Source organism: Brucella sp. BE17, from assembly GCF_039545455.1.
In the GTDB taxonomy this organism is placed as follows: domain Bacteria; phylum Pseudomonadota; class Alphaproteobacteria; order Rhizobiales; family Rhizobiaceae; genus Brucella.
Map to the genome: position 1 here is coordinate 1,450,036 of NZ_CP154467.1, position 15,042 is coordinate 1,465,077.

Below are 15,042 nucleotides of genomic sequence, written 5' to 3' on the forward strand. Positions count from 1 at the left end.
TGTAATGTAAAATGTTGTCCGACTTATGAAACAACAAGATGACAAAAGTCATGCCGTCATCCGGTCCAGACCCAATTTGCATCGGGTTGCCTCGCCGCGGAACCGGCGCTAGGCTCTTTCACAAATGAAAAACAGCGAGGAAACCATGACCAACCTGCGTGAGCGCAACCGAGATATGATTGTCGTCCTTCCACTCGGCGCACATGAACAGCACGGTCCCCATCTGCCGTTCGAGACCGATACGATCATCGCCGAAGGCATTGCAGAACGCGTCAGGGACGCGCTTTCCAGCGGGCATGATGGCTTCCAAAGCGAACTGAATGTCAATTTTATGCCCGCTCAACCCGTTGGCTATTCCATTGAGCACATGGACAGCGAAGGAACACAGACACTCGCATTTTCCGAAGCCGTCAATCAATGGATCGGTATCGGAGAAAACCTGCATGCCGGCGGCATCCGCAAACTGGTGATGCTCAATGCCCATGGCGGCAATTCACCGCTCATGACCATTGTGGCAACGGAATTGCGCGCCCGGCTCAATATGCTTGTGGTGGCGACGAGCTGGACGCGTTTCGGCCTGCCGGAGGGGCTGATTTCGCCGGAGGAAAAAGCCCTCGACATCCATGGTGGCTTCATAGAAACGTCAGCCATGCTGGCATTGCGGCCCGATCTTGTGGATATGACGAAGGCGTGCGATTTCTCCAACGCGCAATCGCAATTCTGCCATGAGTTCAAGTATCTGCGCGCCTATGGCCCTCATGCATTCGGCTGGAAGATGCATGATCTGAACCCGGAAGGTGTTGCGGGTAACGCCGCACGCGCCACCGCGCAAGCGGGCGAAAAGCTTATAGGGCATGCGGTTTCCGGCTTCATCGATCTTCTGCATGACGTCGATCGCTTTGATCTTGCAAGATTGAGCGGTATGGATGCAAAGGCAATGGCGTGAATGTGATCCAGCAGCATGTAATATTATAGCATTGCATGTAGCATTCGCTGGCGCGTTCCCTTATATGAATTGTCCTGTCCGAGGTCCCGTTTCACCCGTTAAAGCGTGTTGCATTCAATGGTATTCAGGAAACACGTTTTAAGTTTTCGTTTTTACGCATGTCTTTATCCCAAAAACCGGTTCCCATTTTTGGGAGACATGCTCTAATCAATCAGGGACCACAACTGCAAGAGGCACCCGCAATGAGCCAAGCTGAGGCAACAGCGACCACTGAAGCCGGCCGCATTCCTGTTACCGTTCTGACCGGATATCTGGGCTCGGGGAAGACCACACTCCTCAACCGAATCCTGACCGAAAACCATGGCAAGCGTTATGCGGTCATCGTCAATGAATTCGGCGAGATCGGCATCGACAACGATCTGATCGTCGAATCAGACGAAGAAATCTACGAAATGAACAATGGCTGCATCTGCTGCACCGTGCGCGGCGATCTCATCCGCGTGGTGGAAGGACTGATGCGCCGTCCGGGTCGTTTCGATGCGATCGTCGTAGAAACCACCGGCCTTGCTGATCCCGTTCCGGTCGCACAGACCTTCTTCATGGATGACGATGTGCGCGCCAAGACCGGCCTTGACGCCGTTGTCGCCCTTGTCGATGCCAAGCACCTGCCGCTGCGCCTCAAAGACAGCCGCGAAGCGGAAGATCAGATCGCCTTTGCCGATGTTGTTCTTCTCAACAAAACCGACCTTGTGACGCCCGAGGAACTGGCTGGCGTGGAAGCGACCGTGCGCGCCATCAATCCGCATGCCATCATCCATCGCACCGAACGTGCGGCAATCCCGCTGGACAAAGTGCTGGACCGCGGTGCCTTTGACTTGAAGCGCGTTCTCGACAATGATCCGCATTTCCTGGATCACGATCATCCAGACCATGTCTGCGGACCGGATTGCGATCATGATCATGACCACCATGCTCATGATCATCACGGGCACGATCATCACCATCATGACCATGAGTGCGGTCCCGATTGCGACCACGAGCACCATCACCACGATCATGCCTCGCCGATCCACGATGTGACGGTCAAATCGGTCTCGCTTCGAGCTGGCGAAATAGACGCGGCAAAATTCTTCCCGTGGATTCAGAATATCACCCAGACGCAGGGACCCAACATCTTGCGCCTCAAGGGCATAATCGCGTTCAAAGATGACCCGGATCGCTACGTGGTGCAGGGCGTACACATGATCATCGAAGGTGATCACCAACGTGCCTGGAAGGACGACGAGAAACATGAAAGCCGTCTTGTCTTCATCGGACGAGAACTTGACGCGACTGCGCTGAAAGCCGGTTTCGAAAATTGCCAAGCCTGAACGAAATAATACCGGATACCAATGCCTACAGTTGCTCCATTCGACCTTGATGGTCATTGTCTCTATGTGCGCTTCATCGGCGACACGCCATTTTTCGCCCTCGCCGATGGCACGATCCATCGTCTCGATGACGGCCATCAGAGTTCGTCGGCGCATGACGGTCTGCTGAGCGCCTGCCTCGCCTTAGACGGCAAGACGCTCATCACCGGGGGTGAGGATGGGCGAGTCTGCCGCATCGATGCGGCTGGAACAGTCACCGAGCTTGCGAAAATTCCGCGCAAATGGATGACGGCGGTTGCAAGCGGTCCCGGCGGCACCATCGGCTTTGCCTCTGGGCGTTCGGCCTGGGTGTTGACATCCGATGGCAGGCAACAGGAATTCGCGCAGGAGCGCAGCGTCGAAGGCATTGCCTTTGCGCCGAAAGGCCAGCGCCTCGCCATTGCCCGCTATAATGGTGCAACCCTGATCTGGACGGGCACTGCGGCAAAGCCCGCAGAACTTGAATGGAAGGGCGCGCATATCGGCATCGCCTTCTCCCCGGACGGGCGCTTTCTCGTCACCTCGATGCAGGAAAACGCCTTGCATGGCTGGCGTCTGGAAGACGCACGCCATATGCGCATGACCGGCTATCCGGCGAAAGTAAAAGATTGGTCATGGAGTGCCAAGGCCAAGTGGCTCGCAACATCGGGTGCGCCAGCAGCTATCGTCTGGCCTTTTGCCGGCAAGGACGGCCCGATGGGCAAGGCGCCGCTGGAACTGGGGCTACGCGGCGACAGTATGGTGACAGCGGTCGCCTGTCACCCGGTCGAGGATATCGTGGCCATCGGCTATAATGATGGCATGATTCTACTGGTTCGTTTTGCCGACAGTAAGGAAGTCCTGCTGCGTCGCCCCGGCAAGGGTGCTATTGCCAGCATGGGGTGGGACGATCAGGGACACCGTCTTGCTTTTGGTTCTGAAGTCGGCGATTGCGGCGTCGTGGACATCAGAAACTGAAAGCGGCAAGTTTTTTCAGAAATTTTTACCGGTCTCAAGGACGTTTCATCGTAACATCCGGCGGCGTTTTCGCACCCGTTGCCGCTACCCACTCCTTAAGTGTGGCGACATCCGTGTCACCGAGAATGTGATCGGCCTGGATCATGCGGGCCTCAACCTGTGCACCGCTGTTACGAAGAAGCGACGAGAGCGCAGGCGCAAAGGGCGAATAAAGCTTGTCATTTTCGCCCGAAACCGTCAGCACTTTTGCCTTGCCGAGATTGGCAGTCGGCGCATCATCGAGAACAGGCATCGAGCGCATCAAAACGGCACGTTTAACCAGATCGGGATGCAGTATCATAGTTGCACCCAGAAGATTGGCACCGTTGGAATAGCCGACGAAAGTCGCTTTTGTCAGATCTAGATCGTTCTGGTCGGCGAGACGTGTGAGGAAGGTCACAAAAGCGCTGGCCTCAAGCTTGACATCTTTCTGATCGAACTTGACCGCAGTAATCCGTTTGTACCAACGGGTGCCACCGTCCTGCAGCACACGACCGCGGATACCAAGCAAAGTCGCGCGCGGCCATACTTTGCTGGCCATAGGAACCAGACTGGTTTCATTACCGCCCGAGCCGTGCAGCAGGATAACCAATTCATCGGAGACATTTTCCGGTGTGTAGAATCGATGAATGAACTGCCGGCTGCGTGAAAAATTCTGTTCCGGCGTAATGGTCTTTTCGGTCTTCTTCTCGCGCATGATTATACCTTCCCCCCGCCGCGGAGCTCCCTCTTCCTTCATGGAAGCCGCAATGCCATCCAACGCCCGCGCCTGAATCTTGACAGCAACAGGTTGGCTCCCCGCCGATGCCGGACATACCGAAAGCGCGAATGCAGCCGCAAAAGCGGCAATAAGCATTTTCTTTACCATGTTCCCAACTTAGACAATGAGACGTTAACGAAGGTTTGACGGCAGCCTGTAGCCAGCTGCCCGCTCGGTGAATGCAGGTCTCTTAACAGGACAGATTGAGCGAGAATATGGCAGGATACACAAAAAATTACACCGTGTTACAATTACGTTACACATCGTATCTGCATCAATTAAGCGTGAGCAATGCATCAAACGGCAGCAAATCCACGTTTTCGTCGTGATCAAGGGTCAAAATTGGTCCTTAATCCACCAAGGGGGTCAAATCATGCGCAGTTTCAAACTCAGCCAACTGTCATCAGCTTATCTGACTTCTGATGGGGTAACGCCCAAGACCACCTATCTGCGCCGACGCGAATTCTTGGCCGGAGCCGCGACGTTTGCGGCGGGCTTGGCAGCCTCTTCCGCTGTGGCTGCTCCCTTGAAAGCTGCATCCTCCGCTTACAGGGTGGATGAAGAGCTTACGCCAAAGGATGCGGTTACCAGCTATAATAATTTCTATGAATTCGGCACGGACAAAAGCGATCCCTCTTCCAATTCGGGCCATTACACGCCCTTGCCGTGGACGCTCACCATTGATGGTCTGGTCAAAGAGCCGAAAACTTTCGATTTCAACGATCTGATCACGCAAATGCCGCTTGAAGAGCGCATCTATCGCATGCGCTGCGTCGAGGCATGGTCGATGGTTATTCCATGGATCGGATTTTCGCTTGCAACCCTGTTGGATAAGGTCGAGCCACTGGGGTCGGCCAAATATGTCTCCTTTACCGGCCTCAAGCGCCCGGAAGAAATGCCCGGCCAGACCGGTCTTTTTCAGGCACTGGACTGGCCCTATGTCGAAGGGCTCAGGCTCGATGAAGCCCGCCACCCGTTGACCATTCTCGCGGTCGGGCTTTATGGCGAAACGCTGCCCAATGCCAATGGCGCACCGATCCGGCTTGTCGTACCATGGAAATATGGTTTCAAGGGCATCAAGGCCATTACCCGCATCAGCTTTGTCGAAAAACAACCGCCGACATCGTGGAACCTTCAGGCCGCAAACGAATATGGATTCTATGCCAACGTCAATCCTGAGGTCGACCATCCCCGCTGGAGTCAGGCCAGTGAGAGGCGAATCGGCGAAAGCAGCTTTTTCAGTTCTGCTCGCCGCCCCACCCTGCCCTTCAACGGCTATGGAGAAGAGGTCGCATCCCTTTATAGCGGAATGGATCTGAGGGCGAATTATTGATGGTAAAAGCGCGCGCAGGAAAATCTCGCCGGCGCGGCGCGTGGAAAGTCTGGCTGCTTTATGCAGTAGGGCTTGTTCCGGCCATTTGGACCTTTTATCTTGGCGCGACAGGTGGCCTCGGTGCCGATCCGGTCAAGACATTCGAGCATACGCTCGGCCTCTGGGCCCTTCGTCTTCTTATTCTGACGCTATTGATAACTCCCATTCGCAATCTCACCGGCATCGGTCTTTTGCGCTATCGCCGCGCTTTGGGCCTTCTTGCCTTCTATTACGCGTTTCTGCATTTTGCGACCTATATGGTGCTCGATCAAGCACTTGATATTGCAACCATTATAACCGACATCACCCGCAGACCGTTTATCACCATCGGCATGGCGAGCCTGATGCTTTTGCTGCCGCTCGCAATCACCTCCAACAATTGGTCGATCCGTAAACTTGGTCGACGCTGGATCACCTTACACAAGCTCATCTATGTAGCGGCGGCGGGCGGAGCGATCCACTTTATCATGTCGGTCAAAAGTTGGCCTGCCGAACCGCTTATCTATGCCGCAATCGTTGCGCTTCTGCTCCTTTGGCGGTTGGCACGCAGCATTTTGCGCAGCACCCGACCATCAGCTGCATTATCGACCAGAAGCGAGGCGAATTAACGCCCTTATACGCAGCGCAGTTTTTATTATTTCTAATATATCAGGATGACTTTATCGTTTTTACCAATAGCCGATGACATGAGCAGGCAAATCATGTCAGTATCGTTACGCTTTCGCATTCATTTCAATTTTAGCAAGCGGTACGGGCGAATACGAAATGTTCCTATCTTCTTTTTTTCAATCAAAACCCGTTCGTATCACAGGCAAACTTGTCTTTATATTATTCGTTCTGATCTTCACCATCTGGGCCAGCTTCGCCATATGGTATCAGTTGCCCTTTGGCGATGCCATGCGCAAATCCTTCATTACACTTCTGGTGCTTGTGGCGCTCTGGGTGATTGCAGGCGAACGCCGCTTCCATTGCTGGCGCAAACGGCTGTTCTTCTGCCTGCTCGCGCTGGTCATTCTTGGCTGGTGGTCGACGATCCGCCCTTCGCTGGGCCGCATCTGGGCGCCCGATGTGTCACGTACCGTAACCGGCACAATCAACGGTGATATCGTAACGCTTTCCAATGTCCGTGATTTTAAATGGCGCACTACGGACGAAGCGACCGAAATCTGGAACGAGAAAACCTACGATCTGAGCAAGATCACATCAGTCGATGTCTATCTTTCCTACTGGTCAGGCCCGGCGATCGCCCACACGCTGGTCTCATTCGGTTTTGAAGATGGTCACCATGTGGTCTTTTCCGGTGAAATTCGCCGCGAGCATCATGAAGTCTTCTCGTCCATTGGCGGATTTTTCCGCGAGTTCGAACTGGCGATGATCGCCGCCGAAGAAGAAGACATCATTTATTTGCGCACCAATGTCCGCAAGGAAGACGTTTATCGCTATCGCATTGATGTCTCTTTGGCAGGGGCCAGAGAAATGTTTCTCTCCTATGTGGAGATCGGTAACGAGCTTGCCGCAAAACCGAAATTTTACAACACGCTGACCACAAATTGCACGACCATTATCTTTAATATGGCGCGCATTCTCGATCCCGGCTTGCCGTTCGACCACCGTATTCTTTTGTCCGGCTATCTGCCGGGCTACCTCTACGACCATCAATGGATCGAGCAAAACGGAACCTTGGAAGAAGTGGAAAAGCGCGCTTCCATCGACGCCAAGGCGCAAGCTGGCGGACGTGAAGGTTATTCGCAGCGCATTCGTGAATAATAAAAAAAGCCCGCATAGATCGCTCTATACGGGCTTTTACAGGCAGATACCGATCAGATCGCAGCGGTGATGATGATCTCGACCTTGTGCTCAGGCGTTGCAAGCGCTGCCTCGCCGGTCGCACGCGCTGGTGTGTTTGTCGGGTCGACCCATGCGTCCCAGACAGCATTCATCTCGCCAAAGTCCTTCATGTCGGCCAGCCAGATGATTGCCTGAAGAACTTTTGACTTGTCTGAACCCGCTTCCGCAAGCCAGCGGTCCACCTCGACCAGAACAGCCTTGGTCTGCTCGGTCACGCTGTCGCCGGGCTTGCCGACCTGTCCGGCGAGATAAACGGTGTTGCCGTGAATGACAGCCTGGCTCATACGCGGGCCGGTGCCGATACGACGAATGCTCATGGGGAACTCCTCTGGATTATGCAGCTTGACGATTTGCCACTTGGAAAGATGCGGCCTGTTATGAAAGCCACCAGGCGTTTTGGCAATGCCGTTTTGCCTAACTTGGACAAGTCAATGATACAAGATCCAGAGCATTGACTCTTTTTTCCCCTCGCCCTATAAGCCGCGTCACGTTCGCCGCACAGCTTTGCGGATAGTTTTGTGCTGTCTGCTCGTGCGGAAGAACCAGCTCCTGTTCAATAGAGCATGATCCCGAAAAGTGGGAACCGGTTTTCGGTTAAAATCATGCTTGAAAGAAAAACAGAACCAAGAAGGGCCGCACACCGCGGTATTAAAAAAAAATGAAGCGCACTTATCAACCATCCAAGCTCGTCCGCAAGCGTCGTCACGGTTTCCGTTCGCGCATGGCAACCACCGGCGGCCGCAAGGTCTTAGCCGCTCGCCGTGCACGCGGTCGCAAGCGGCTTTCCGCTTGATTGTCCCGCGCAGCAGCGCGGTGATGATGAAATGAAATCGCATAAACAAATACTCCGCCTTCGCAAGAGAGCGGAGTTTTTGACTGTCAGGAACGGCGAAAAGCGGCGTGGCCCGCTGTTTCTTCTCGAAGTCCGGGAGCGGACGCAAGAAGAATCGGCAATTGCCAAAATTGGCGACAAACCCCGCGCTGGCTTTACCGTCACCAAGAAAAACGGCAATGCCGTGATACGCAACCGCATCCGCCGCAGGCTGAGAGAAGCGGTTCGTTGTCACGCAGGGCATGACATGGCGCCTTCAACCGACTATGTGATTGTTGCGCGCGAAAAAGCTCTCACAGCGCCCTTCTCGCGACTGACCGAAGAACTCTCCCGCCGCATTGCGGCGAAAGACGATCGGAAAGACGAAAGAAGCCGCGGAACAAAAAGACCGGAATCAGGACCCGTCAATGGAAAAAAATCGTAACTTCTTCATCACCATTGCCCTGTCCATTCTTATATTGACGCTGTGGCAAGTCTTCTATCTGGGGCCGAAAACGCAAGCCCAGCAGGAACAGGCGCGCATTGAAGAACAGCAGCGCCTAGCCCAGCAAAATCAGGCAGCACAAGGCGGTCAGAGCAGCGATACTCCACAGTCGCCCGCAGTTTCGGGAAATATTCCGGGCCAAAGTGACGGCGTTGCAGGCGGCACCCTTTCCCGCGAGGCAGCGGTTGCCCAGACGCAGCGCATCGATATCGACACGCCGTCTCTGCGCGGCTCGATCAACCTGACCGGCGCGCGTCTTGATGATCTGTTCCTCAAGAATTACCACGAGACTGTCGACGACAAGTCGCCCAATATCGAACTGCTGGCGCCTTCCGCGCTCAAGCAGGGCTATTTCGTTGAGCTTGGCTTTACCGGCAACGATACCACCGGTGTCGTACCCGGTCCAACCACCGTGTGGAGTGTTGAAGGCAACGACAAGCTTACACCATCCACGCCGGTGACGCTCACCTATACCAACGACAAGAACATCACTTTCCAGCGCGTGATCTCGGTTGATGACGCTTATATGTTCTCGGTCGATGACACCATCACCAACAATGCAGGCACCGCGATCTCGCTCGCCTCTTATGGCCGCGTGACCCGCTTTAACCAACCAGAACACGCCAGCGCAACTTACGTGCTGCATGAGGGCCTGATCGGCGTCATGGGACAGGATGGCCTGCAGGAAATCAAATATTCCAAGGTCGAAGACGACAAGGATATTTCGTTCAAAGACGTGAATGGCGGTTGGCTCGGCATCACAGACAAGTACTGGGCTGCAACGCTTGTGCCGCCACAAGACGAAAAGTTCACGGCGCGTTTCTCGCACTTCACCAATGACCGTCCGCGTTATCAATCCGACTTCCTCGGCGCTCCGATGACCATCGAACCCGGCCAGTCGCAGACGCTCAAGAACCACGTCTTTGCCGGTGCCAAGGTCGTCACGCAGATTCAGGATTATCAGAACAGGCTTGGCATCAAGCAGTTCGACCTTCTGATCGACTGGGGCTGGTTCTACTTCATCACCAAGCCGATGTTCTATCTCATCGACTGGATTTACAAATTCGCCGGTAATTTCGGCGTGGCCATTCTGGTCGTTACCGTCCTTCTCAAGGGGCTGTTCTTCCCGCTCGCCAACAAGTCCTACAAGTCGATGGCGCGCATGAAGCTGGTGCAGCCGAAAATGATGGAAATCCGTGAGAAACACGCGGATGACAAAGTAAAGCAGCAACAAGCCATGATGCAGCTCTACAAGGAGGAAAAGATCAATCCCCTAGCGGGTTGCTGGCCGGTGCTGGTGCAGATTCCGGTATTCTTCGCGCTCTACAAGGTGCTTTACGTCACCATCGAAATGCGCCATGCGCCGTTCTTCGGCTGGATTCAGGATCTGGCAGCCCCCGATCCGACCTCGATCTTCAACCTGTTCGGCCTTCTGCCCTTCGGCGTTCCGGCCTTCCTGATGATCGGCGTTTGGCCGCTATTGATGGGCATTACCATGTTCCTGCAGATGCGTATGAACCCGACACCACCCGATCCAACGCAGGCTGCGATCTTCACTTGGATGCCGATCATCTTCACCTTCATGCTGGCGTCGTTCCCGGCTGGTCTGGTGATCTACTGGGCATGGAACAACCTGCTTTCGATCACCCAGCAAGGCATCATCATGAAGCGTCAGGGCGTGAAGATCGAGCTCTGGGACAATCTTCGCGATCTCCTCAAGCGAAAGCCAAAAGAAACCGAGAAACAGAAATAACAACCAAAACCCCGCTCAGGCGGGGTTTTTTATAGCCTCATGTTGACAAGTGCGCCCATACCATTGATGCGTGTCTTTCAACATAGTGACCGGAACGAGCAATGAGCGATCAGAACAAGAAACAGGCGGCGATCGATGCCGCACAGGCAGCAGCGGATGCAACGCGGGCAGCACAGGCGGCTCTCGTTGCGGAAGGTCGCGCATTGTTTAAGAAATCGTGGATTTTTATCCGCGGCGTGCCGTCGATGCAGTTCCTGCCCCCCGAAGGCCCGGTGGAAATCGCCTTTGCCGGACGCTCCAATGTCGGAAAATCTTCGCTCATCAATGCGCTGGTCAACAAAAAAGGGCTGGCTCGCACCTCCAACACACCGGGCCGCACACAGGAACTTAATTATTTTGTTCCCGATGGCTATTCCGGCGAAAAAGACGACCTTCCCCCTTTGGCGCTGGTCGACATGCCCGGCTATGGCTTTGCCGAGGCACCCAAGGCGCACGTCGATGCCTGGACACGGCTGGTGTTCGATTATTTGCGCGGGCGCACGACGCTGCGCCGCGTTTATGTGCTGATCGATTCACGCCACGGCATTAAGAAAAATGACGCCGAAGTGCTGGATCTGCTCGACAAGGCCGCCGTCTCCTACCAGATCGTGCTGACCAAGATCGACAAGATCAAAGCCGCAGGCATCGCCCCTCTTATGGCAGAGACGCACAAGCTCACCATGCGCCGTGCCGCCTGTTTTCCCGGCATTATCGCCACCTCATCGGAAAAAGGTCTTGGCCTTGACGATTTGCGTGCAGCAATTGCTCTGGTGGTGAAAGAAGGCTGACGCTTCCTCTGACGACATAGCTTTGGCAATGAGTGGCAGCATAGTTTTAAAACAGAAAACCTTTTACAGCGCCGATCATTTTGCCTACAAAGCCATTCCAATACGCCCCTGTCGCAAGCCCGGAGCCCGCGATGACGACCTTGGAAAATCCCGAAATGCAAGCGCAACTTCTTTCTGCGGCCCTGCCCTATATGCAGCGCTATGAAAACAAGCACGTCGTTGTCAAATATGGCGGTCACGCCATGGGTAACCCGGAACTGGGCAAGGCTTTCGCCCGCGATATCGCGCTTTTAAAACAGTCCGGCATCAATCCGATCGTCGTGCATGGTGGCGGACCGCAGATACAGGCCATGCTGACAAAGCTTGGCATCGAATCACGCTTCGAGGGCGGATTGCGCGTCACCGACGAAAAGACCGTCGAAGTGGTGGAAATGGTGCTGGCCGGTTCCATCAACAAGGAGATCGTCGCCCTCATCAATGCCGAAGGCGAATGGGCCATCGGCCTGTGCGGCAAGGACGGCAACATGGTCTTTGCGCAAAAGGCACACAAGACGGTGGTCGATCCCGATTCCAACATCGAAAAAGTGCTTGATCTGGGCTTTGTGGGCGAACCGGCGGAAGTCGACCGCACGCTTCTCGATCTTCTCTCACGCTCAGAAATGATCCCGGTGATCGCGCCCGTCGCACCGGGCCGTGACGGCCATACCTATAATATCAATGCCGATACTTTTGCTGGCGCTATCGCAGGCGCGCTTGCGGCGACCCGCCTTCTGTTCCTGACCGATGTGCCGGGTGTTCTGGACAAGGACAAGAACCTCATCAAGGAATTGTCGGTTACCGATGCACAAGCGCTGATCAAAGACGGCACGATTTCCGGCGGCATGATCCCGAAGGTGGAAACCTGCATCGACGCCATCCGACGTGGCGTGGAAGGCGTGGTCATCCTCAATGGCAAGACTCCGCATTCGGTTCTGCTGGAGCTTTTCACCGAACATGGTGCCGGCACGCTCATCGTGCCATAAAGCAAAAAAGCACGCTCATCGTGCCATGAGCCGTTTTACAAAAACAGCAGGCCAAAAATTCCGCAGACGATCAGCAGGCAACCGGCCACCTCTGTCCGGTTGACCCGCTCGTGGAACAAAAACCACGATGCCATGAAGGTGAAGACCAGTTCGATCTGGCCAAGTGCACGCACATAGGCAACCTGTTGCAGGCTCATGGCAGTGAACCAGCAGGCAGACCCCAGAACGCCAGAAATGCCGACCAGCGCCGAGGTGCGTCAGCTTTTGAGCACCTGAACGATTTCGCCCGCATCTTTCCATGCCATCCACACGAGCATGAAAATGGTCTGGAACGTGGTAACACACGCGAGTGTGACCGCAGCATTCATGATCGGGCCTGATCCATCAAGAGCCCCATATCCATCAAGAGACAGGGACGCGCTGCGATAGGCAACCGCCGACACACCAAAGACTGCGCCAGATGCAATGCCAATCAGCGCGGTCTTCCCCGTCAAAGACACGAAAATGTTGCGCCATGAAAGCGTGGTGCGTGCAACTGAAATCAGCATAACGCCCAGAACGCCCACGATGATCGCAATCACTGCGCCAAAGGTGATGCGCTCGCCCAAGAGCACGAAACCGAAAATCGCCGCCTGCACCGGCTCGGTCTTCGAATAGGCGGTACCGACGGCAAAATTGCGCAATGAAAACAGATAGACCAAAAGCATGGTCGCAAAAATCTGTGCCAGCCCGCCGATCACCGCCCAGAAAGCGAATATGGTATTCAGCGACGGAAACGGCAGGCCCACGAACTGGTTAAGCACCAGCACATAAAGGATCGCCAGCGGAAACCCGTAGCCAAAACGTACAAAACTTGCGCCACGCGTGCCGAGCGATGATTGCAGATGCTTTTGCAGCGCCGAACGCAGGTTCTGCATGAAGGCGGCGGCGATGGTGATGGGTATCCAGAGTTCCATATGCCGCCGCTATCACGTGCCTGACCTCAAGTCCATTGCGCGCCAAAGCAAAATTCCATTTCCTCACGACAGTTCGTCATGCCATAAGCAAACCATGACAAATCTTGCCTGCAAAGACCATTTTTCGGCCCATTTCTCACATGTGACGGACTGGGTGTTCGATCTCGACAACACGCTTTATCCGCATGCTGTCAATCTGTTTTCGCAGATCGATGTGCGCATGACCGCCTATGTCGAAAACCTGCTGCAATTGCCGCGTGAGGAAGCGCGCCGCATCCAGAAAAAGTTCTATCTCGATTATGGCACCACGTTGAAAGGTCTTATGGAATGTCACAATATCGACCCGGATGATTTCCTGCAAAAAGTCCATGACATCGATTATTCATGGTTGAAACCTGATCCGGCATTGGCAGAAGCCATCAAGGCATTGCCGGGACGTCGCTTCATCTTCACCAATGGCGACCGTGGGCACGCGGAACGCGCTGCACGCCAGCTTGGAATTCTGGATGATTTCGACGATATTTTCGATATCGTCGCAGCCGGTCTCCTGCCAAAGCCCGAGCGCCTGACATATGATCGTTTTCTGGATGCTTTCGGGATCAATGCGCAAAACGCCGTCATGTTCGAGGATCTGGCGCGCAATCTCGTGGTGCCTAAAGCTCTCGGCATGAAAACCGTTCTGGTGGTCCCGAACAATTTTGAGCCAACATTTTCAGAAATATGGGAAAGCGATCCGAAATTTACCGATCAGGTCGATTTTGTGACCGATAATCTGACACAGTTTCTGGAAACCATCCTTGCAGACGAATCGGCATTTCACCGGGCTTGAGCGGCGTATCGATGCGGTAGCCCACCGCATACTAGCCCGTCTTCCGCGAGGACGTATCGCCGACAGTCTGATCGAGTTTCTGGTTTTTGGTCTCAAACAGGCTTGGGCCTGCCTGTTCGGCGGAGCCATGCTGGCCTTGATCATTGCTACCCGCTGGGTGTGGCCGGATGGTGGTGCAGGCATCATCGCACGCTATGATTTTCTCTTTCTGTCAGCACTCGTCATCCAGCTTGCAATGCTCGTCTTCAAACTGGAAGCCTGGAGCGAGGCCAAGGTCATTATCGTCTTCCATGTGGTCGGCACGGCCATGGAAATATTCAAAACACATGCCGGATCATGGGTCTATCCGGAGGAAAGCTTCTTTCGCATTGGCGGCGTACCGCTGTTTTCGGGCTTCATGTATGCGGCTGTGGGTTCCTATATGGCGCGCATCAACCGTATTTTTGATATCAGGCTCAATCATTATCCGCCATTGTGGACGACAGTATTTCTGGCCACCGCGATTTATATCAATTTCTTCGCGCATCATTTCGTCTGGGATCTTCGCTGGGCACTGTTCGCGCTCACTTTTGCGCTCTACTGGCGCACGTCCATGCATTACCGGGTGTTTCGCTTTCGCCACAAGATGCCGCTGCTGATCGCTTTTCTGCTGACATCGCTCTTCATCTGGATTGCCGAGAATATCGGCACATGGTCGAGGGCATGGCTTTATCCCAACCAGCGCAATGGCTGGGAACTGGTTTCGATGAGCAAGCTCGGCTCATGGTATCTTCTGATGATCATCTCGGTCGTGCTGGTGACGCTGGTGCACCGCCCCCGCCCTTACGATGCGGAAGAAGAAACAAGAGCCGAGGCAACGTCTAAGGAATAGGTCTCCACTTAGAGCGGATCAGGTTTAACGGGAACGCCTGAAACGCCTTATCTATTCGTTTTATCGTATTATCCTCACGCATCGAAGCAGGAACAGAAATCAGTCCACTGGACTGATTTCCCTGCGTAGACGCTTCA

14 protein-coding genes and 2 pseudogenes are annotated in these 15,042 nt (G+C 54.4%); 13 read left to right on the forward strand and 3 right to left on the reverse strand.

Annotated features, from left to right (window positions below; all coding sequences use genetic code 11):
• Positions 1-145: 145 nt before the first annotated feature.
• From AAIB41_RS07040 to AAIB41_RS07050, 3 genes are all read left to right on the forward strand, one after another.
• On the forward strand, positions 146-946 hold the full coding sequence (locus AAIB41_RS07040) for a creatininase family protein (protein WP_343314695.1): 801 nt from the start codon (positions 146-148) through the stop codon (positions 944-946).
• A 242-nt stretch (positions 947-1,188) separates the two neighbouring features.
• Positions 1,189-2,316, forward strand: a complete 1,128-nt coding sequence (locus AAIB41_RS07045) for a GTP-binding protein (RefSeq protein ID WP_343312598.1) — start codon at positions 1,189-1,191, stop codon at positions 2,314-2,316.
• Positions 2,317-2,337: 21 nt separating this feature from the next.
• Positions 2,338-3,312, forward strand: a complete 975-nt coding sequence (locus AAIB41_RS07050; protein ID WP_343312599.1) for a WD40 repeat domain-containing protein — start codon at positions 2,338-2,340, stop codon at positions 3,310-3,312.
• 34 nt (positions 3,313-3,346) lie between these two features.
• Here AAIB41_RS07050 and AAIB41_RS07055 read toward each other — a convergent pair whose 3' ends face one another.
• Complete coding sequence (locus tag AAIB41_RS07055) at positions 3,347-4,207, reverse strand: alpha/beta hydrolase (protein ID WP_343314696.1); 861 nt, start codon at positions 4,205-4,207, stop codon at positions 3,347-3,349.
• Between the two features lie 277 nt (positions 4,208-4,484).
• Between AAIB41_RS07055 and msrP the strand changes: the two genes are divergently transcribed.
• The 3 genes and pseudogenes from msrP (at position 4,485) to AAIB41_RS07070 (ending at position 7,250) form a co-directional block, all read left to right on the forward strand.
• Positions 4,485-5,444, forward strand: a complete 960-nt coding sequence (gene msrP, locus AAIB41_RS07060; RefSeq protein ID WP_343312600.1) for a protein-methionine-sulfoxide reductase catalytic subunit MsrP — start codon at positions 4,485-4,487, stop codon at positions 5,442-5,444.
• Positions 5,444-6,055, forward strand: a pseudogene (gene msrQ / locus AAIB41_RS07065) (protein-methionine-sulfoxide reductase heme-binding subunit MsrQ); the annotation flags it as partial. The gene msrP and the pseudogene msrQ, both read left to right, overlap by 1 nt.
• A 193-nt stretch (positions 6,056-6,248) precedes the next feature.
• On the forward strand, positions 6,249-7,250 hold the full coding sequence (locus tag AAIB41_RS07070; RefSeq protein ID WP_343312601.1) for a DUF4105 domain-containing protein: 1,002 nt from the start codon (positions 6,249-6,251) through the stop codon (positions 7,248-7,250).
• Between the two features lie 53 nt (positions 7,251-7,303).
• Here the strand turns inward: AAIB41_RS07070 and AAIB41_RS07075 are convergent, their stop codons facing one another.
• Positions 7,304-7,648 (reverse strand): RidA family protein, encoded by a 345-nt coding sequence (locus AAIB41_RS07075; protein WP_343312602.1) that lies wholly within the window; start codon positions 7,646-7,648, stop codon positions 7,304-7,306.
• A gap of 341 nt (positions 7,649-7,989) precedes the next feature.
• On the opposite strand from AAIB41_RS07075, the gene rpmH reads away from it, so the two are divergent.
• The 5 genes from rpmH (at position 7,990) to argB (ending at position 12,249) form a co-directional block, all read left to right on the forward strand.
• On the forward strand, positions 7,990-8,124 hold the full coding sequence (gene rpmH, locus AAIB41_RS07080) for a 50S ribosomal protein L34 (protein ID WP_293293416.1): 135 nt from the start codon (positions 7,990-7,992) through the stop codon (positions 8,122-8,124).
• A gap of 31 nt (positions 8,125-8,155) precedes the next feature.
• Positions 8,156-8,587 carry a ribonuclease P protein component gene (gene rnpA, locus AAIB41_RS07085; RefSeq protein WP_343312603.1) on the forward strand — a complete coding sequence of 144 codons (432 nt, stop codon included), beginning with the start codon at positions 8,156-8,158 and terminating at the stop codon, positions 8,585-8,587.
• Positions 8,571-10,400: a membrane protein insertase YidC gene (gene yidC, locus AAIB41_RS07090; RefSeq protein WP_343312604.1), complete on the forward strand. Its 1,830-nt coding sequence runs from the start codon at positions 8,571-8,573 to the stop codon at positions 10,398-10,400. The genes rnpA and yidC overlap by 17 nt, the downstream gene beginning before the upstream one ends.
• Positions 10,401-10,501: 101 nt before the next feature.
• Entirely contained in the window at positions 10,502-11,227 is a 726-nt protein-coding gene (gene yihA, locus AAIB41_RS07095; protein WP_343312605.1) for a ribosome biogenesis GTP-binding protein YihA/YsxC, read from the forward strand.
• Between the two features lie 131 nt (positions 11,228-11,358).
• Complete coding sequence (argB, locus tag AAIB41_RS07100) at positions 11,359-12,249, forward strand: acetylglutamate kinase (protein WP_343312606.1); 891 nt, start codon at positions 11,359-11,361, stop codon at positions 12,247-12,249.
• Between the two features lie 35 nt (positions 12,250-12,284).
• Here argB and AAIB41_RS07105 read toward each other — a convergent pair.
• Positions 12,285-13,205 (reverse strand): annotated as a pseudogene (locus AAIB41_RS07105) (DMT family transporter).
• A gap of 94 nt (positions 13,206-13,299) precedes the next feature.
• Between AAIB41_RS07105 and AAIB41_RS07110 the strand changes: the two are divergent.
• On the forward strand, positions 13,300-14,034 hold the full coding sequence (locus AAIB41_RS07110; protein WP_343312608.1) for a pyrimidine 5'-nucleotidase: 735 nt from the start codon (positions 13,300-13,302) through the stop codon (positions 14,032-14,034).
• Positions 14,003-14,905 (forward strand): DUF817 domain-containing protein, encoded by a 903-nt coding sequence (locus tag AAIB41_RS07115; RefSeq protein ID WP_343312609.1) that lies wholly within the window; start codon positions 14,003-14,005, stop codon positions 14,903-14,905. Before AAIB41_RS07110 ends, AAIB41_RS07115 begins: the two co-directional genes overlap by 32 nt.
• Positions 14,906-15,042 lie beyond the last annotated feature (137 nt).